Consider the following 18,907-nt stretch of genomic DNA (forward strand, 5'->3'; position numbering starts at 1 on the left):
CCCATTTTTGCGGGGGCCGTAATTTCCCACTGAATGGCCAATATACTCCAGGGGCTCCACACCAGCTAAACGGGCTGCTTCGGTGATAAGGGGCCACTCATGCTCGGAAAGCCACTCAGCAGGCACAGGGTGGCCACTGGCAGGGGTTAGGGTAAGGCGGCCACCATCGACCGCTATACCATCACCACGCGCTAGAAGCCGTTGCAAAAGCTCTCTAGCAGATTCAGCCATTAGCCCCCCAGCAGCTTAAGGGAGCCAATACGCTGACGCTCGCTATCAGGCAGCCAGTAAACGCCGTGCTGCCCTGCAATGCCATCGCGGTCTATATGCCCCTCCATCCGGCATTGAATGCTTATTCCCCGCTTTCTGAGCTGCATGATTACGTTAGGGCCGTTGCTGGCCCCTGTCACTCTGTCGAGCTTTTCCCGGCTGCATGGACCAGCCAGCAAAGTTTCCAGCGCTCTCGCCTGGCGGGGTGATAGGGCGCGCCTAATCTTTCTGGTTGAGTGTTTTGCGGCTTGGGTGTTGTTGTTAATATTGCTTGGCTTATCTTGTGTATCGGGACCGCTCTGTGCCGGGGCGGTTTTGATTATTTCCATAGTCATCCCCCTTTAGCAGCTTTCGGCTTCAGTGATTAGCTTTTGCTTAAGCTCAAGCAGGTAGGTCCCTTCCCATACTGTGGTCTTTGGTCCTAACTTTGTCCCTCGCTTGGCTTTGCCTGTTTTAGTCCAATTCCACCAGGTGGATAAACCAATGGAATAAAACCGGGCGCAATCTCGAGCCCTGTACATGGCGGAAGGATTTATTGATTGTTGGTTGGATAGGTTGGTCTGCACGTATCAGCTCTCCTGTGGGTTTGTTGAGGCTGATACGTAAGATATGTAGGAGGGGTGGGTGTCAGTCCAGAGGTGCCACCTAAAACTGGGGTGTCACCCCCATGGTGTCACCCCATAAAACCGGCGGTTTACTTACCAGAGTTTTTGTTTTTTCCGGGGTTGGATACACGGGTAATACGTGTTTTCTGCGATGCTCCCATTTCTTGCCTATTTTTATTAAGCCAGTACCCAGAAGATGGGCTGTGCTCAAGGTGTTCCGGTTTCTCCCCTCTAAGATATAGTGACTCCCACACTTCTAATGCTGCATGTAGTTCCGGCGCATAATCTGGATGGGAGGGGTCTTTTGCTGGATGGTCACAGCTCGGAGGAGTAGGGGATAAATCTTCTGATAAATGCTTACTAGCTATTGCCCAGTTAAGCCAAGGGACATCGAAGTCATGCGTCTTTGCCCACTTGAGACAATCTTGGATTAGGTAATAATCTCCGCCCATATTTAGAGGCAATTCTTGGCTCTTCCATAGGCTATTGGCTCGCTCAAAGGCATCCTCAACTTCTTTATATTCTGGGTCTGGTTCAGTTTCAAAGCTCCATCTATCGGGGTCTAACTCTTCTGGTGAGTACCTTCGGCCACTTGGGAATACGGCCGTACGACCAGGTAGAAAAATGTAATTCATATCACTGTATTTTGGGCATAACCCTACTAATAGGAACGGAACTTGGCTTTTATGCCAGAAAGATGTTTTTAAATACTGTTCTAACCCCGTCCATAGGAATTCCGGGTTATTAGCTTGAGTTAACTTCTCTAGTGTCACTTTCTCTCTCCCTTTAAAGAGAAACCCCTGATTAGATTCAGCGCCAGGCCGCTAAGGGTTGCGGCTTTTCGGGAGCTACCCTAGGCGCTGAAATTCGATTGTCCGTTATCGATTGTTGAAGTTCGCTGCGATGACATTCCCTACTTTTTCGCTAACCTTGAGGCTGTCGAGGTAATCTGCCCACTTCTGCATCATTGCAGCTCGCTGCTCTAGGTGTTTTGTACGGTTGTAAGCGCGTCCCAGTGTGTCTTTCACTTCATGGGCTAGCTGGTGTTCTATGTAATCCACACGAAAACCTAGAACCTCATCCAATAAGGTCCGGGCCATGGCACGGAAGCCGTGGGCGGTCATGGTTTCATTGTCATAGCCAAGCGACCTGAGCGCAGTTCTCACGCCGTTATCAGACAGCGGGCGGCTCTGGCCTCGGGCTGAGGGGAAAACATATTTGCCACGGCCGGTGAGGGGCTCCAGCTCCCGCAGTAGTGCCAGCGGCTGTTCTGCAAGAGGGATAATGTGCGGCTGGCCCATTTTCATTTTTTCGCTAGGCAGCTCTATTCGCCTAGCCTCCCAGTTAATTTCGGCCCACTCCAGTTTGCGCAGTTCTCCAGGGCGGCAGAATAGGAGAGGGGATAGCTTGAGGGCCGCTCTCACTACTGGGGTGCCTTGGTATTCCTCCATGGCGGTTAGCAGGCGCCCAACTTCAGTGGGGTCAGTAATAGCTGCCAGATGTTTCTTCTTGGTGGGGGTGAGTGCGCCGCTCAGGTCTGTGGTGGGGTCGCGGTCAGCCCTTCCGGTGGCCACGGCAAAGCGGAAAACTTGGCTAGCTACTCGCTTTACCCGGTGGGCAGTTTCCAGGGTTCCCCGGCTCTCAATACGGCGCAGGCACCGCAGCACTTCCGGCGGACTTATCTCGGAAATAGGGCGCTTACCCAGATAGGGTTTTAGGTCACGCTCTAAAGCGAGGGTGGCGCGGTCCTTTGATGAGCTGGATAGATGCGCCATCTTGGCGGTGAACCACTCATCACTAACGGCGGCGAAGCTGTTGTGATTGGCTTCCAGGGCGGACTCTTTGCGGGCGCGTTTTATATCGCGGGGGTCGACACCTTCGGCAACAAGCTGACGGGCTTCATCACGGAGTTCGCGGGCTCGCTTTAGGCTTACATCGGGGTAGAGCCCAATTGCCATTTCTGGGCGTTTGCCATGCAGGCGGAAACGGAATACCCAACGCTTGGCCCCGGTCGGGGTCACTTCGATTGCCAGCCCTTTCTCATCGGACTCAATGTACTTCTTCTCGCGGGGCTTGAGGGCGCGGACCTTGGTGTCAGACAGCGGCATAGCTCACCTTCCATGGAATTTGGACGGGTTGGACGGTGGCACTACTATCAACCCGTCCAATAACCCGTCCACTTGAGGCTAGATTTGGACGGGTTAGCTTAGATTAACTGGGATGGTCCAGATAAGCAAAAACCCCGGAAACTCTAGGTTTGCGGGGCTTTTGTGGGCTGTCTGAGACAGCGATTTGGTGGTGGGACGGGACGCGGGTTCAGTTCCCTAACTCGCAACCGAACAAGTCCATTAAATACCTGCGATTAGCTATCGATATTTATGCCCCTAACCAGCCCTAATTAGCTTGATTTGATCCGTAGTTTTGAGCGTTCATGGTGGTTACCAAATAGTCCAACACAGGAGTTTTTATGACGGTAATACACATGAATCAGAGGCAGCTGGCGAATCGCTGGGGCGTGAGTGAAGCGACTTTAGAGCGGTGGCGTTCCGAAGGGATTGGCCCGAGGTATTTGAAACTACAGGGGCGAGTTATGTATCGGGAGAAAGATATTGAGGCCTATGAAGCCAACTGCTTGAGGCAGTCGACTTCTGAGACTGTCAAAGAAAGCATTAGCTCTTCGTGACTGCATTAAACAGGTTTACCAGCTTGAGCTGGTCAACCCGGCTCACCGGTGTTTTGCCGATATTGGGATTGCCTACGACTACTGCCAGTGATTGTGCTCTCGATATAGCTACGTTAATGCGGTGCTTATCGAAGAGGAAGTCCAGTCCTCGGGGTGATTCACTGGCGTCGCTGGCACACATACTCAAGAACACAATTGGGGCCTCTTGGCCTTGGAACTTGTCGACACTGCCCACTTTGGCTTGCTCGCCTAGCGCAGCGCGAAGTTTACTGACTTGATGGTTGTACGGGGCGACAAATAAGATGTCGTTCCAGTCGATGGGTCTAGTGACGTGCATGGATGCACTAATGCCGCGAGCGGATGGATCCGCAGGAGCGGCGTCCGGGGATGACTTTCCAGTATGCTCTTTACCTGTGAAAAACGTCCTTCCAATCAAGCTATTGGCCAGTTCCCGGATGACAGCTACTTCCTCATCAGAGGCTTGTGTATTGCCTTCATGCTCCACCGGAACGAATAAAACTCCGGCTTCTATGTTAAGCGGTCCTTCATAGTCTGCAGGCACTTCGATTATTCGATCATCATTGGATGGGTGTGATTCCAGTTTTCCTTCGTAAATATGCTCACTGATGAACTGGTTGACCTTAGAGTGCATTCGATAAGTTGTACCCAAAAATACGCCCATGTCGTCTGGAATGGTCGGTGTTTCGTGTAAAAGGTAGTCCAGCACAGAAAGGCCGCTGTCGGCCGGGTGTGTGCCTTGTGAGGGCTGACCTAACTGCATTTGGTCACCCATCAAGATAAGGTTGGTTGCGCTGCGGCTCATGGCGATCAGGTTTGCAACGGCAACCTGACCTGCTTCATCGACAAACAGGTAGTCGAGTTCGTTCGCCAAATCTTCTCGAGCGAATCCCCACGCTGTTGTACCCACCACGCAAGCCGGTTGGATATGATTAACCAGCTCGTTGTTCTTTAGGATGGCAACGTCATAGTCTGCAAGCTCAGGCTCATTGTCTTTTGTACAGCCGAAGGTTGCTGAGATACCTTCTTCTTTGCAGTATTTTGCAGTACTCAATAACAGGTTGTTTATCGCCTTGTGGCTATTACTGGCAATTCCCACTTTTGCACCGGACTTCATAAGCTCCGCGATAACATGCTTACCGGTATAGGACTTACCAGCACCAGGAGGCCCTTGGATCGTTAGGTAACTGCAATCTAGGTTGCTGATCGCATGAATGATTTGCTGGAGTCGTTCACCCGGATCGTGACTGGGTGCGATAGGCCCTTCGGCGTGACCCTTTATGCGGGGTTTTGAGCGCGTTAGAAAGTCAATGATGGCAGATTGGCCTGAACTTAGGTGACCACTTTCATATTCGCTAACGCTCTGGTCGATGGCCTGTGGAATTGGATTTGGATTGACGTATTCGTCTGGCACTAACGATACGACCGCTGGTGGTTCTTCTTTCGATTGCAGGACTACCAGACCATTTTCAAGATCGCTTTCCTCTCTAACAAAGGTAACTTTTGCGGTATTTCCGTCATCCGTTTCGACACCCAATAAATAGAATTGTTTTTGCGCGCCTTTAAATTCCTGTGTGGGATCAAATCGATATTCATAAGCCAGATTACGCGCTCGTGGCGTAGGCTTAAATGGTTCACGCTCTGTTCTTTCACAGCATGCCAAACAATCTAGGTCGTCCATCAATTCAATGTGACTTAAGCCAAGTCTTTCGAATAAACGCCAGAATATGGGTTTTGCTTCTCGTCGATGAAACTCGAGCACCCATGCAAGGTTTTCAGTTAATGCCGCTTTTCTTGGGTCCGACTCAAGCTCTGATAAGACTCGCTCAAGCAGACGATCACGCAGCTGCGTTCGTTCTGTTACTTCCTCTTTGACATCGGGTTCGGTGACTTCGGTTTTACCTAAATAAACGATGCCATGCTCGGCTTGCTGTTGTCGCAACCAATCGACCAGTTCCTGGGTTGAGTCACAATCATCAATGTTGTAATCCCTAATATCGTTGAGGATCTTTGAGGTTTCCCAGGTGTCGCCTTGTTCACCTCGTGAGTGTAGTTCTCGCCATTGCTCATAGACCACAACCGAGTCACCGCCATTGCCAACTTCAGTCTCACGCTTTCCGCGATAAAGGTGTTCTACATTCTTGATTGAATACCGAGGCTCTCCCAGAAAGACGCCGCCTTTAACGATTTTGTAGAGGTCGACGAAAACCTCATTGCGAAGCAACTGGTCTACTTCGTATTCGCACACGCCATAACGGCCCATCAATTTTCGGCAGGCTGCGATTTCATAATTGGCGTAATGGTATATATGCATCTTTGGGTCTTGCTGCCAACGCTGGTATACCCATTGAATAAAATCTTGGAAGCACTGTTTTTCCTGTTCCGGATTGTGAGCCCAGAAGTCTTTAAATTGTCGATTTCCTTCTTCATCAAAATACGTGTTGCCCCAAAGGTACTCCAAGCCGCCTTCATCAAGTGGATAGCCTTCTATATCGAAGAACACATCAAGCGGTGAGTGCGGCGGGAGTAATGCTAAACCTGATTTTTCATTGGGCGCAGGCGTAATGATTTCGAATCGCGGAATGGCATTGCCTGCACTTTGCTTTTGGATTTTTGCCTGAGCTTTCAGTTTCTCAAGAACTATTGTGTTTAGGCCTGGCACATATTCGATGTCGGTCGCCGCTAGATCTTGCATCGTGTTGATGCCAGCTTGATTCAACTTTTTGATTTGGCCTTTGGTGATAGTCGCCACCTGAAATAAGTGGTCTTTTCCAACCATTAGAGATTCAGCGTAATTGCTCCAATCGGCCCAATTTTTAGAATCGGCAGGGTCTGGTCGATTGTCTGGCGAGTAGTTACTGTGATCGTTTAAGAATGATGATTTCAGCGTTTGGTAATAATAAAAGTAGTCACGCGTTTTAAGCCGCTCATTTTCGCCGTTGCCCAAAGCTACCGTTATAAACTCTGGCAGGCACCCCTGTATGGCTTCGAGCATTTGTGCATAACAACACAGCTGGATGACAAAGGTCGGTTTTAACTTGTTGGCGAGTTTGGTGTCCCATACTTCGTAATGCCAATCACCGAGACTGCTCTTATTTTTACAAGGAGAGCTAGACTCTGCTTCATGCGTTACCTTAACAAGAAAGTCTGCATAGCCACCAAAAGGCGGTAGCTCTAATCGAGCTTGTACGATGACATCAACACCTTGGCGCATCGCTGCAAGTGTATTGGCGCGCTTTTCATCTGACGATTCACCTTCGATTTTAACTACTTTGAGGCCTTGCTCAATAAAGGCAGCCTCCAACGCATCTTCATGCTCATAGCCCTTTTGCGCGAGGGAACTCATCAAAGCATCGGCTGGGTCTTTTTCTGGCGCCTGATCAGGATGCTCAATGGAAAACCTGTCCATCCATGAGGCAAATGGGCTCTCCATGTACCGGGTCAGGTCTGAGGGGGAGAAATGAAACTGTCCGTGTTGTTTATACATGATGGTTAATGCCTTTATTATTCATACCTAATGCTCAAGCCAGCCAAGCATTGTGTTACTCAGGGTTTCTAATGCTGATCTGTGTTTGTCTTTTGGCATTTTTTTTATGTTTAGCAGTTTCCATTGAACTGCCGGTAAGTTTTGTATTTGGCTATGAGGCGACAGGGCCCAGTCAGGCTCTCCCGACTTAAAAGAGTATAAAAAGTCAAAATCTGACTGAGTAAACTGAGCCTTTAGTGATTGAAGCATTAGGCTTGGGACTGTTTGAAGTTCTTCTAGCGATATTGGCTTGAACGTCATGCCATCGAACTCTTTCTTATATACATCACTAATGTCTTTCCACCTGGGGTTCATTACCTCAGAAATTGGTCGGTTATGCGATAACAGATACCCCAAGAATCCGATGAATATGCTTCGGTCGATACCTCTGGTTTCGAGCAATTCTTTTACATCAAATAAGTCTCTTGGATGTTGACGATCCATTGCTGCACAAAGTTTCCCACCATACAGGTCAGGAATTGAAACAGTATTGATAGTTACAAATCCAAACTCATCCTCTACTGACTCAACCACATCGCAGGGCGTTGCATCATGTAAAGTGCCCCTTGCAACAGGTGAAACTTCAATTTTTATTTGCGCAGAATCTTTTGTCATGCCTGCAGACTCAACAATAATTCGCATTTCATCAGGCTTATTATCTTGTAAGGTCGCGTTGAAATTTTTGGTTTGATTTAAGTTGTCTCTTATATTGGCCAGTGATGCTCTGACATTTTTCAGCGCTTCCTCTCTTGGCTCTAAAGGCAAGTATGCTAAGTCAATGTCTACTGACAACCGAGGGAAGTTATTAACAAAAAGATTTATTGCTGTTCCGCCTTTTAATGCAAAGCAGTTTTCTTTGGCGACATAGGGTAAGCAGTTTATGAGGAGCGCCACCTGTTTATAGTAGGGTGAGTTTTTGTCCATGTTGTGGCCTCTTTAATGTTTAAGCTTCGTTAAAAATGAATCAGGAACAGTTATTTGGTATCTGTGATCTAAGGTGCCCCCAGCGACAACTTGTCGTTTCCCAGCCCCTAATTTTATTTGTGTTTCGTCGATACGAGATATCCAAGGGTGTTCATAATAGTTTGCAAGAAAAAGAAAAAGCCTATTTGTTTTTATCGCCTTACTTCGGTTGAGTATCGACTGCACTTTTCTAGGGCTTAAAGTAGTTAGTCCTTGGAAAACTTCAGCCGCGTGCTCAAATGATATTTTTAAAGGCACAGAATTCAGGAGCTCAAAGGCCGCAAGTTCTGCTCGACTTGCTTTAAGCAGAGTGTCGTTTATCTTGATCTCTATTAGATCTGAAGGATCGTCCTGAAGAAGCTTGTTGCTTGTTACAAAGAGCCAATTGGGAGCACTTTCTTGAGACTCTATTGATTTATGAAATGAGTTTTCAGGAAATGCTTTAAACCATCGAGGAAGCGGCGTTTTGGGGGGAGCTTCGAGCCATATGTTTTTTTCATGCAGTTGAAGATAATGAGACTTTCCCTGGTACGTTAAGCTCGTAAGTCCAGCTATATGAACAGGAACATTAAGCTGCTTTTCCAAGCAGTCGAGTGCGTTATGCCATGAAGGAGATTTTCCCGGTCGAACATAAACGCCCGAACTCAATTTAGTGAGCCAGCCGTTTTTGACGTACTTTTGTGCTAACTGCGGGCTTACTTCATGCTTAGTGAGCCATGATTGCACTATCACATTGCCAGGAGCAGTATGTTGTATCAGCCAGTTTAATTTTGATGACATAGTTACACCTAAGGTTTAACTTTAATATACATATTAAACCAGTTTGATAAATATGCAATAGTTAAACCCTTGGTTTAACTATGCTTAGTATTTTAAACCAGGTCGACCGTTTTTGGATGATTTCAGCTAAACTGGCAGTTTTTGCCTTTGCTGGCTCCACAATCTAGGCGGATCTACCGCAAGATCAAACAAGGTCACGGTCGGTGGCAATTGGTCGTCAAGAATGGCCTCGACGATATCTGGCGCCAGTGTAGTTAGGTTAACCATTCGGCTGACGTAGCTGTTGTCGACTCCTTCTTTCTCTGCAATTTCCCTTAGGGATTTAGCTTGGCCGGTTTCTAGCATAGCGAGCCAGCAATGGCCGCGTGCCAGGGCTAGCTGCAGTGGTGTTGGATCAGTATCCCATGGCCTGGACTCATGGGGGGAACCATCAGGTAGAGTGATAAGTTGTCGGCCGCTTCGGCGCTTTAAGTTGATAGGCACCGAAATACTGAGTTGGCCATTACTGGCTTCAACAACGCTTGAGTCACCTGACTGACTCATTTCAATTTTAAAGCCGCTACCTTTACTCATGCGACCTCCTGTTTGGCTGAGTCAGTAATTTCTAAGGCAAGTCGTTCTATACCATTTTCCCAAAGGCGAATATCAATGTTGTCTGGCTTGACGATGATTTTTTCGACCATCAACTTAATGATGCGAGATTGCTCATCAGGGAATAATTGCTCCCAAACGTTATCGATCTTGTTAAGCGCAACGGTAACTTGGGCTTCATCAATATCGTAGTTTTTCTCCTGTACGATAGATGCAACCTTTTGAGTAACGGGCGGTGCTTTGAGAATACCTCTTATTTGTTCAACTACAGCTGATTCTAGCTCGGCTGCAGGGATTCTAGGTAAACCTGATGCGCCTGAATATTCCTTAGTATCGCGAGTGCTAATGTAGTAGCGATAACGTCGGCCACTCTTTTTCTTAGTTGAACTCCAAGTTGTCAGCGCTCGGCCATCTTCGGCGAATACCATGCCTTTCAGAAGGAATGGTATTTTAGCGCGAGTATAATTGCCGCGCTTATGGCCATTCACTGCGAGTATGGAGTGAACATCGTCCCAAAGTTTTTGATCAATTATGGCGTCGTGCTTGCCTTGGTACCATTGGTCTTTGTGCCTGAGTTCACCGAGGTAAGTGCGATTGTGCAGTAGTTTATAGATAAGACCTCTGTCAATTGGTTTGCCAGGACGGAAGCGCCCGTCTTGAGTTGTCCATGATTTGCTGGTTGCGCCTTCTAGTCTTAGCTCTTTGTACAATAGTGTTGTTGAGCCGATCTCTGTAAACCGTTTAAACACCTGTTGAATTAATTTCGATTCTTTTGGATTAATGACCAGATGTCGATCTTTTACGTCATACCCCAGCGGTGGGATGCCGCCCATCCACATGCCTTTTTTCTTGCTGGCGGTAATCTTGTCTCGAATACGTTCACCCGTTACCTCTCTTTCAAATTGTGCGAATGAGAGGAGAATGTTTAACATCAGCCGACCCATTGAGTTAGTGGTATTAAATTGCTGAGTGACGGACACAAACGAAGTGTTATGTTGTTCGAACACTTCAATCATTTTGGAGAAGTCAGTCAGGCTTCGCGTCAATCGATCAATTTTGTAAACCACCACGACATCGACTTTGTCATCCTGAATATCTTTAAGTAATCGCTTCATCGCAGGTCGATCCATGTTGCCGCCTGAAAATGCAGGATCGTCATAATCATCCTCAACGGGAATCCAACCCTCAGCTCGTTGACTGGCTATGTAAGCATGGCCAGCATCGCGTTGTGCATCGATTGAGTTGTAATCTTGATCGAGTCCCTCTTCGGTGGACTTTCGTGTATAGACAGCACAGCGAAGTCTTTTTTTGATTTGTTCTGACATTATTTTTTACCCCGCTTTGTCTTCTTCTCATGGTTTTCTTTTCTCAAGCCAAAGAACAATGGTCCAGACCAGCGGGTGCCAGTAATTTCTCTGGCGACAACCGAAAGACTTTTATAAATCCGGCCTTCAAATTCAAACTGTTCGTCGTGGGTGACAGTAACCTTGTGTTCCTTTTCTTGGTAGATGCGGCTTAGAACAGTTCCAGGTATAGGTTTTGGGTATCGATCTCGCAGAGGCTTTTTGCCTGTATTTACGATGGCATTAATACGCCGGTCGTTTTTGTCGGCAAAGTTTTGATGTGCGCGCCTAAATTCGACTTCTTGCAATCGAAAAGCCAAGCGCTTCTCTAGGAAGGATCGAATATGGGTTGGTGGTTCTTTGCGGTAAAGTTGTCGCCACAATGATTTAATTTCGTCCATGGTCATATCTGATAGTTGGGCTATTTGCGCAACTGCTGACGTTGATGGTTCGAATATGATGTTTGAGCTCATTTTTCCTCCGAAGTGTTGGCGTTCTCAGTTTCACCATGAACGCTTCGGTAGGCAGACATAGCAAGTGAAACATTGCTATCTGAGTCCAATAATTGTGCCTTATTTGAATGGGGGGCTCTAAGCCTGATTATGCCTTGAGCGATGATGTTAGCGACCTCATGAACGCGTTGCTCGGGGGTCATTCTGTGCGGAGATAATGGGTTTGTTTGTTGCATTTGCTTACCACTCTTAATGTTCAAAATACTGTTGAACATTCTGTGTTTAGAGTGGCGAAATGGCCATCAGGTATTTGAGGGCTTATGCGTAAGTGATTGGGGTGTTACTAAAGGCTCAAAGAATAATGGGTGTTAATTCTTCCAGAACGGAAGACCTTAACTTGATGACATCTTTATAGTTGAGGGTTTTATCCTGTTCAATTTTGTCGAGGTATACATGAATTGCATCAACCAGCTTAGGTGATGTAATCAACTCATTGTAATCGGTTATAAGCGATTCAAAATGATTGAAACTCTGCCTTTGAAAGCGATCTTTATATTCATCAATCATTGGTCCTTTTGCTTCATGACCGGTAAAAGGATCCAGCATTTTAGGCATGTATACGATATTCCAAGGGGCGGTAAAGGCGAATACGTTTTTGGTTCTGCCAAAAATATGCGAGATTTGATAGTTCTGGATTGGCTCATGTTTACTGCTTTTTGTCTTTGAGTATCCCGTTAAGTCCCGGATCAATTTTGTTGGTTGAGCATTATTGGTTGGATCAACGGTAACTTGGTTATTCGAAACGACATCAGCATAGAATGCTTGAAATAAATGTGTGCCGTTTGAATTTCGTCCAAAGCCGCGAATAAATACTTGCTGGTTGTTTTGAATTCTATGCTTCAACTCTTGCCAAGCCACTTCGGCTTTATCCAAAGGGGCGTAAATGGTTTCACTTAGGCCGAATTCGAAAAACTGGTCTTTCGAAATATAGCCTTGTGAGAAAAAGCGTTCGTAGGAGTCTCGCATAATTGTTAGTAGGGATTCTGTCCATTGTTAATAAAGTTAGTGTACGAATCAGTAAGCAGCTCATCATCTTCACTGCAATCACCTGGGTCGCTGTATCCGCCTGCATCATCTAGAACAAGGATGGTTAGGGTCTTACGGTACTCCTCAGAGTAAATGCTATGTTCGACAACTTCTTCGCCGGGAAACCAAATATCTGGCCCATGCCTGACGCCATTTCTAGCTTCTGCTGAATACTGCTCTTCCGCCGCTAACGATAATTCTGGGATTTCAACACAGTTTTTCTTTGTGGCGAAGTAACGGCCTGAACGAAAAGCGCTGTTGCTCGATTTTGACCAATGCATAAAGCCTTCTTCAGACAGTAGGCCGATGGCGCGTTTCTTTGTGAAATCGAGCCACTTTAGCACTGCCGCAGTTAACGATACGCCGTAGCGATTAGCACAGTGCTGTATTAGGTCGATACTAAATTTTTGACCGTCGGCTTGTGCGCGGAAGTCGTGGTTAGGCATCAGTAAGTTGGCGGCGAAGGCATTAGCTTCTGCTTCGATATCAATACCTTGTTGGTTTTCGTCTAGCATGTCTTCTTCGCCACATTCGAACTTGGTTTTGTTCAATGCTTGCCGGTGAACCATGTAGTGACCCAGTTCATGAGCCATGGTGAAGTTGGTTCTTCCTGGATGAACTACGTCAGTATTGTAAAATATGGCCCATTCTTCTTTTGTGGGATGCTTTACCAGCATCCCATCTACAGACTTACCGATACTATTACCATCAACGGCAGTGATTGGGTCTTTATTAAACTCTGGTGTTAGTTCCAGAGCGACTTTCTTTACATCGACTGGAAAACGGTCGCTGCCATTGAAACCAAGGTCCAAAAACTTTGTAATTCGGTTGGCTTCCTTGTGGGGGAATTTCTTCTCTGGCACTACTTCTTGCTCCATGCGTCTATCATATCCATTATTCGATCTTGGTCCCCTTTGTCTAGTTGCCCCAGTTTCCGGTAAAACACTTCTTTCTCTAGATCGTCAGAGACTTCTGTTTGTGTGTCGTCAATCAGATAGTCAGTTGTAACATCCAGTGCTTTAGCTATAGCGGCTAATTTTTCGGCAGATGGGCGTTTTACACCTTTATTTTCAATCTCCCAGATATAGCTTTTCCCTGAACCTATTTTCTCCGCAAGTTGTTCTAACGTAAGGGCTTTTTCTTTGCGGAGCCCTTTAATCTTGGCCCCTAATACATTGGCCACGGCAGTGCCTCCTCGTGAATGATGCTAAAAGTTCATTATAGACTTACTTTTTTTACTTGAAAAGAAATATAAGCACCCATATTATATAAGTATCGCTATCTTGAACTTTCTGTAGTTGACTACCGGGAGTTTGCCGTTTATCACTTATATGAGGAATTGTGCCTATGCCCATCGTTCGTAACTTCGTTAACCATGCTTCATCTCAGGGATTGAAGTCATACTTTTCTGCCAATGAAGGTTTTGATCTGGTGGACTGGTCAAAAGAGCAGCCTGAGGTGGCCAGCAAGGTTATTGAGCTGTATGACCATCAATCTGCCGATGTGCAAATTCAAATCACGCTTGATCTGGAAAGAATCAAGCATATGACTGACGAGGTGGGTCAAGCAGCGCTGTTAAGCACATTTGCTGATTCCTCTGAGCTCCTCAAGCATGAAACTGCTGCAGAGAGGAGCTTGTGGGTGTTTCAGGCTCATCGCGATAAGTTCAGACAGGCAGAAGATATCCGCTATGCCGATCAATATCGGCATGGCCAGAAATGGTCGGGTTATCAAGTAGAAATATCACTACCGCTGCATAGTGATCAAGTTTCGATTGATATCTTCAAGGACAAGGTTAAGGAGTTGTTTGGCCTAGGCGAGAAGGTGAAGATTGAACTGTTTGACCGTGTTCAACCTGATGAGGAGGGTAACGACATCAACGTTGTGCAGGTCATGATCTATCAGGAGGGGTTGCCTGACTCTTACCTTGAGTTTAAAGGTGACGAAGATATCGTTTCTCGCATTCGTCGCCCAGTTTCTGAGCACGCCATTACTTACTCATCCGATACCGGCACTATTGAGGTGGTCGCTTCTAAGCAAGAGCGTCGCGATACCATCGCAAAAGCATTTACTGAGGATCTGCTTAAGCAGTTGGTGACAGCAGACAAGGTTCCATTGCGCCGATTTGATTTGATGCCTCTTATGGAAAATAAGCCATTAGATTGGGACCTTGAAGATGGCATTGAATCTGTCCAATTGGTTTTGATGAAGGTCAAAGACTTAGCAGGAGAAGGTCGGGTGCAAATTGAGGTACCTGCTAAAAGCAATATGGCTTTGCATGCATACGCACGAGAACATTTTGGCGAACAAAACCCCTTGTCATCAGGCGGGTTTGCGCCGGTACAGGCCAAGATCAATATCCGCTTTCACCCTGAAAACGGGCATGGTCGAGGTAAGGTTCTGCCTGTAAAAATCTCGATGCCAAACGGTTGTGATTTAAGGAGCCGAACTGATAAAGAACGGTTAATTGGAGAGAAGTACCTCAAGCGTTGGGGTTTACTCGAAGAGGTTCAAGAATGAGCGCCGCAGTCACGTTGAGCAGAGGCGCGCTTGCGCTTCTGCTTAAGATTATTAGTACGCCAAAACAACAAGTGGACGCTGAAGGCTTATCAATTACCACAGATTTTAAAGAACTGTTAAATACGAGGATGATTCACCCGCTGCAAAACTCTGCGACATCTATCAATATTGATGATCAGGACTGTGAATTGTTGCCCTGCCGAAGTGGCTCCGGGTATCGTTATTTCTCTCCGGGTGCTGGTTGGGTGAATGTGGCTACAACCTCAATTGGTAAGTACCAAGTTAGTAATAACCATTTTTTACGGTGTGTTCAGCATTGGCTCGAAATATCGTCTCACCAATCTGTAACAGAATTGGCTAGTGGAATTCTATGGGATCTTGGGGATGTCTGGCTCGGCAAAAGTCGTGTTGCGGTATTGTTTTGCAGAAGGGCCGGCATAGCTCAAACCATCTCTGCAGTGAATCTGGCATTCAGCTCATTTGCACGTCGTCGCTCAGCTGTGATATTGACTGATAGCGCCATATCTCAAAATGGGCCGCCAATACCGGGTGAGCCATTATGCATAACAATCCATGATCTGCTGCTGCCTGACCAGCAATGTGTTTCAGCTATCGATAAAGACCTGCTGATGGAGCTACTGGGATATGGTCGTTCTCACCAATCTAAGCGTCCCCCAACATGGTGCTCTGAAGATGGAGGGGAGCTGGTCGTAAATGGCGAGCAATATATATTCACAGGCCTAACGCATAAACGAATTATTCGTCAGCTATTTGAAGCCTGGGAGTCTGGCCAAGAAAAATTGCGAACAGCGGCGGTACTGGAAAATGCAGAATCTAAAGCAAGCGCGCTATCTCAGGCTTTTAGTGGTTGTAAGGTGAATTGGAAAAACGTTGTCGGATACGAAAAAGGTAACTGCTGGTTAGTTACCTAAAGTTTGAATTTGTGTTGGAAGAAACTCGTAACCTACAGTTGCCTGCAGAAATGGTTCGTTGAAATTTGCCTTCTATTACTACCTCAAAATTAACGGGCACTTGCGAAGAGCCGTCTTTATAAGTTGCCATTGCTTTTGTGTGTGACCACTTAATCCCTAAACGGTCCAGTGCTTCTTCAGCAACTGCTATAAAACCACCCGCTGCAGACAGCATTGGCTTCCCTGTGATTCTATTCTTTCTCGCCTTTGCATAAACGCCTTTACTAATTCTGATTAAGCGCCCCTCACTCATGAGGCTATTGAGTGCTCTACCGGCTTGTTGATAATTGGCAATATCTGAAAAATCTGAGCGCAGGAAAACTTCGTGATCTGAGTTCAAAACCCTTTCAAGAATTCTTTCCTTTGCCTTTCCTGTTGTCATCAAAATCTCGCTCAAAAAATCGTTACGTTGAATTTACCAGGTTATCTTGAATTCATCCAAAGACAGAATTAACTGCAGCGCTCTTTTGAAGAAAATATTGGAAATAAGTATCCCTAACCTATCTCCTAATTTGCACCTAAACGGCTCCTAACCCACCGAAGCACATCATTACCTCACGTTTCCGCAATAACCATTAGGAGTGCAACGTGAGTGTAAATCATATGAACCAACGGCAATTAGCCAACCGCTGGGGTGTCAGCGAAGCCACATTGGAGCGCTGGCGCTCTGAAGGCATCGGCCCTGTCTTTCTCAAACTACAAGGTCGCGTTATGTACCGCCTCGAAGACGTCGAGGCTTATGAACAAGACTGTCTTCGCAAGAGTACCTCTGAGCGCGTAGCAGGAGGTGACGCATGAGTCTTTCCCTAGAACAAGCCCAAGCTATGAGCATCGGTGAGTTGGCAGGTATGACTGCTGCTGAATTGATGCGTGTTCAGGCTGAAGCGGCCAACTACCTTCGCAATGCCAAAGAACTTAAAGACTGGGTCGATGGCGCAATTGCCATGAAATACGAACCCAAAGTTAGTGAGTTAAGAGCTCAACTCGGCAAAGACACCGGAACTGTCAACTTTGATGACGAGGGTGTGCGAGTGTCATCTGACCTTCCGAAAAAGCCTGTCTGGGACCAATCGCAATTATCTGAAATCGCACAGCGAATTTCTGCCAGCGGCGACAACCCAGCTGAATTCTTGGACATCACTTACAAGGTGGCTGAGCGCAAATACACCGCTTGGCCTGAAAACCTTCGAACCGTTTTTGAACCCGCTCGGACATTAAAAACCGGCAAACCCACCTTCCGTCTCAGCCTTGCAAAGGAGCAATAATCATGACGATTTTTACCAAAGAAACCAATTTTTTAGAGGCTCTGCGCAAGAGCAGTTTTTCATTGGAAAGCCTGCCAGATGCTATTTCCATTCCAGATGTATCTGACGAAGGAGAACCTGAATCTAAGGCGTTGCTTCTAGCGACCGTTGATGATTTAGCCTTTGCGCAACAGGGTCTGAATAAAGAGCTCAGTCGCATTGTTCAGGAAATGGAATCACTACGCCGAGTGCATGACATGGCCCGAGGCTATGGCGCCAAAGGTGCCGACTATGCGCTTGAGTTTCTGCGTGAACATGGGGAGGTGAAGTAATGGCCTTTCCAATCATTACGGCCGATCAGAGATTGGCAGAAAAGCGCGGGATCAAAGGCTGCATTCTTGGTCCATCAGGCATCGGAAAAACCAGTTTGTTGTGGACGGTCTATGCAGACAAAACCTTGTTCTTCGATTTAGAAGCGGGAGACCTAGCTGTTGAGGGGTGGACTGGAGATGCGATTCGACCGCGCACATGGCAGGAATGCCGTGACTTTGCGGTGTTTATTGGCGGCCCAAATCCTGCGCTACGGGATGAACAGCCATACAGTCAAGCGCACTATGAAGCAGTCTGCGCCAAATTCGGTGACGTTAGTAGCATTGATAAATACGACACTGTGTTTATCGATTCAATAACTGTTGCAGGTCGCCTTTGCTTGCAATGGTGCAAGGGGCAACCTCAGGCGTTCAGCGAACGAAGTGGTAAACCTGATACGCGTGGTGCTTATGGTCTTCATGGGCAAGAGATGATTGCTTGGCTGACTCATCTACAGCACACCCGCAATAAGAATATCTGGTTTGTTGGCATCCTCGACGAAAAAGTCGATGACTTCAATCGTAAGGTTTATTCACCACAGATTGATGGTTCAAAAACGGCTCTAGAGCTGCCAGGCATCGTTGATCAGGTCATCACACTTGCGGAAATTCAAAGTGATGATGGCCAGAAATATCGTGCCTTTATTAACCACACCCTAAATCCCTATGGCTATCCAGCTAAAGATCGCAGTGGGCGACTTGATGTAATCGAGGAGCCACACCTAGGTCGACTTATGGAAAAAATTCATGGGCCAGTAACACCTCCGTCAGATCGCCTGACCTTTGCTCGCCCAGCACCTATCGAAACCCAAACCAATACTGAAGCTCGCTCCAGTGCATCCATGCACTCACGAGATACCGCTCATCCTGAACATAAAGGAGTCCAATAATGACGACTTGGAATGATTTTAACTCGGCTGAAGACCAAAACAATTTTGACGTAATCCCAAAAGGCACGCTGGTAAAAGTGCGCATGACGATTCGTCCCGGCGGTTATGACGATGCTTCGCAAGGTTGGACTGGTGGTTATGCAACCCAAAGCATGACCACTGGCTCTGTTTACTTGAACTGCGAGTTTGTCGTGCTCGATGGTCCATACGCCAAACGGAAAATGTGGAGCCTCATTGGTCTGCATAGCCCTAAAGGTCCCGAGTGGGCAAATATGGGAAGAGCGTTTGTAAAAGGGATCTTGAACTCATCGCGTGGATTGCATCCTCAGGACAACTCACCTCAGGCACAACAAGCACGTCGCATTCAAGGTTTTGCCGATCTTGATGGTATTGAATTTGTTGCCAAAGTTGAGATGGATAAGGACCAAAATGGTGATGATAAAAATGTCGTTAAAACCGCAATCACACCAGACAATAAAGCTTATGCAGGCATCGCGGGTGAACCGACACAAGCATCAGCTTCGGTACAGCAATCTTCTCCGGCCCAATCTACCTCAACTGCTCCAACTGGTCGTCCCAGTTGGGCGCAATAAGGAG

Annotated in this window: 22 protein-coding genes; 8 read left to right on the plus strand and 14 right to left on the minus strand. The window is 46.9% G+C overall.

Annotated elements, in window-relative coordinates; translation table 11 throughout:
* The 4 genes from MO867_RS01905 to MO867_RS01920 form a co-directional block, all read right to left on the minus strand.
* Positions 1–231, minus strand: a 231-nt coding sequence (locus MO867_RS01905) for a hypothetical protein (protein ID WP_252464254.1), incomplete at its 3' end; no start/stop codon positions are given.
* Positions 231–599, minus strand: a complete 369-nt coding sequence (locus tag MO867_RS01910) for a hypothetical protein (protein ID WP_252464255.1) — start codon at positions 597–599, stop codon at positions 231–233. The genes MO867_RS01910 and MO867_RS01905, both read right to left, overlap by 1 nt.
* A gap of 365 nt (positions 600–964) precedes the next feature.
* On the minus strand, positions 965–1,648 hold the full coding sequence (locus tag MO867_RS01915) for a hypothetical protein (RefSeq protein ID WP_252464256.1): 684 nt from the start codon (positions 1,646–1,648) through the stop codon (positions 965–967).
* Positions 1,649–1,753: 105 nt separating this feature from the next.
* A complete protein-coding gene (locus MO867_RS01920) occupies positions 1,754–2,983 on the minus strand; it encodes a tyrosine-type recombinase/integrase (RefSeq protein WP_252464257.1) in 1,230 nt (409 codons plus the stop codon).
* A gap of 359 nt (positions 2,984–3,342) precedes the next feature.
* Between MO867_RS01920 and MO867_RS01925 the strand changes: the two genes are divergently transcribed.
* Complete coding sequence (locus MO867_RS01925; protein WP_252464258.1) at positions 3,343–3,558, plus strand: helix-turn-helix transcriptional regulator; 216 nt, start codon at positions 3,343–3,345, stop codon at positions 3,556–3,558.
* On the opposite strand, the gene MO867_RS01930 is transcribed toward MO867_RS01925, so the two are convergent.
* The 9 genes from MO867_RS01930 to MO867_RS01970 form a co-directional block, all read right to left on the minus strand.
* Positions 3,545–7,063 carry a TM0106 family RecB-like putative nuclease gene (locus tag MO867_RS01930; RefSeq protein WP_252464259.1) on the minus strand — a complete coding sequence of 1,173 codons (3,519 nt, stop codon included), beginning with the start codon at positions 7,061–7,063 and terminating at the stop codon, positions 3,545–3,547. The genes MO867_RS01925 and MO867_RS01930 overlap by 14 nt on opposite strands.
* Positions 7,064–7,090: 27 nt before the next feature.
* Positions 7,091–8,026: a nucleotidyl transferase AbiEii/AbiGii toxin family protein gene (locus MO867_RS01935; protein ID WP_252464260.1), complete on the minus strand. Its 936-nt coding sequence runs from the start codon at positions 8,024–8,026 to the stop codon at positions 7,091–7,093.
* A 12-nt stretch (positions 8,027–8,038) separates the two neighbouring features.
* On the minus strand, positions 8,039–8,845 hold the full coding sequence (locus MO867_RS01940) for a type IV toxin-antitoxin system AbiEi family antitoxin (protein ID WP_252464261.1): 807 nt from the start codon (positions 8,843–8,845) through the stop codon (positions 8,039–8,041).
* A gap of 126 nt (positions 8,846–8,971) precedes the next feature.
* The gene (locus MO867_RS01945; protein ID WP_252464262.1) at positions 8,972–9,418 is read right to left on the minus strand and encodes a ParB/RepB/Spo0J family partition protein; all 447 of its coding nucleotides are present in this window, start codon (positions 9,416–9,418) and stop codon (positions 8,972–8,974) included.
* Positions 9,415–10,761: a recombinase family protein gene (locus MO867_RS01950; protein ID WP_252464263.1), complete on the minus strand. Its 1,347-nt coding sequence runs from the start codon at positions 10,759–10,761 to the stop codon at positions 9,415–9,417. The genes MO867_RS01945 and MO867_RS01950 overlap by 4 nt, the downstream gene beginning before the upstream one ends.
* Positions 10,761–11,252 carry a DUF2924 domain-containing protein gene (locus MO867_RS01955; RefSeq protein ID WP_252464264.1) on the minus strand — a complete coding sequence of 164 codons (492 nt, stop codon included), beginning with the start codon at positions 11,250–11,252 and terminating at the stop codon, positions 10,761–10,763. The genes MO867_RS01950 and MO867_RS01955 overlap by 1 nt, the downstream gene beginning before the upstream one ends.
* A gap of 330 nt (positions 11,253–11,582) precedes the next feature.
* Positions 11,583–12,257: a PM1201 family protein gene (locus MO867_RS01960; protein ID WP_252464265.1), complete on the minus strand. Its 675-nt coding sequence runs from the start codon at positions 12,255–12,257 to the stop codon at positions 11,583–11,585.
* Positions 12,258–12,262: 5 nt separating this feature from the next.
* Positions 12,263–13,195 carry an ImmA/IrrE family metallo-endopeptidase gene (locus tag MO867_RS01965; RefSeq protein ID WP_252464266.1) on the minus strand — a complete coding sequence of 311 codons (933 nt, stop codon included), beginning with the start codon at positions 13,193–13,195 and terminating at the stop codon, positions 12,263–12,265.
* Entirely contained in the window at positions 13,180–13,500 is a 321-nt protein-coding gene (locus tag MO867_RS01970; protein ID WP_252464267.1) for a helix-turn-helix domain-containing protein, read from the minus strand. Before MO867_RS01970 ends, MO867_RS01965 begins: the two co-directional genes overlap by 16 nt.
* Positions 13,501–13,664: 164 nt before the next feature.
* Between MO867_RS01970 and MO867_RS01975 the strand changes: the two genes are divergently transcribed.
* Complete coding sequence (locus MO867_RS01975; RefSeq protein ID WP_252464268.1) at positions 13,665–14,837, plus strand: hypothetical protein; 1,173 nt, start codon at positions 13,665–13,667, stop codon at positions 14,835–14,837.
* Positions 14,834–15,769, plus strand: a complete 936-nt coding sequence (locus MO867_RS01980; RefSeq protein ID WP_252464269.1) for a hypothetical protein — start codon at positions 14,834–14,836, stop codon at positions 15,767–15,769. The genes MO867_RS01975 and MO867_RS01980 overlap by 4 nt, the downstream gene beginning before the upstream one ends.
* On the opposite strand, the gene MO867_RS01985 is transcribed toward MO867_RS01980, so the two are convergent.
* Positions 15,762–16,190 (minus strand): DUF6088 family protein, encoded by a 429-nt coding sequence (locus MO867_RS01985; protein ID WP_252464270.1) that lies wholly within the window; start codon positions 16,188–16,190, stop codon positions 15,762–15,764. The genes MO867_RS01980 and MO867_RS01985 overlap by 8 nt on opposite strands.
* Before the next feature lie 206 nt (positions 16,191–16,396).
* Between MO867_RS01985 and MO867_RS01990 the strand changes: the two genes are divergently transcribed.
* The 5 genes from MO867_RS01990 to MO867_RS02010 are packed head-to-tail and all read left to right on the plus strand — an operon-like array spanning position 16,397 to position 18,903.
* A complete protein-coding gene (locus tag MO867_RS01990; RefSeq protein ID WP_252464271.1) occupies positions 16,397–16,606 on the plus strand; it encodes a helix-turn-helix transcriptional regulator in 210 nt (69 codons plus the stop codon).
* Entirely contained in the window at positions 16,603–17,073 is a 471-nt protein-coding gene (locus MO867_RS01995; protein ID WP_252464272.1) for a hypothetical protein, read from the plus strand. Before MO867_RS01990 ends, MO867_RS01995 begins: the two co-directional genes overlap by 4 nt.
* Positions 17,074–17,075: 2 nt before the next feature.
* Complete coding sequence (locus tag MO867_RS02000) at positions 17,076–17,384, plus strand: hypothetical protein (RefSeq protein ID WP_249692628.1); 309 nt, start codon at positions 17,076–17,078, stop codon at positions 17,382–17,384.
* Positions 17,384–18,310: an ATP-binding protein gene (locus tag MO867_RS02005; protein ID WP_252464273.1), complete on the plus strand. Its 927-nt coding sequence runs from the start codon at positions 17,384–17,386 to the stop codon at positions 18,308–18,310. The genes MO867_RS02000 and MO867_RS02005 overlap by 1 nt, the downstream gene beginning before the upstream one ends.
* Entirely contained in the window at positions 18,310–18,903 is a 594-nt protein-coding gene (locus MO867_RS02010; RefSeq protein ID WP_252464274.1) for a hypothetical protein, read from the plus strand. The genes MO867_RS02005 and MO867_RS02010 overlap by 1 nt, the downstream gene beginning before the upstream one ends.
* Positions 18,904–18,907: the final 4 nt, after the last annotated feature.

Origin of the sequence: Microbulbifer okhotskensis (genome assembly GCF_023895975.1) — a bacterium.
GTDB classification, from domain to species: Bacteria; Pseudomonadota; Gammaproteobacteria; order Pseudomonadales; family Cellvibrionaceae; genus Microbulbifer; species Microbulbifer okhotskensis.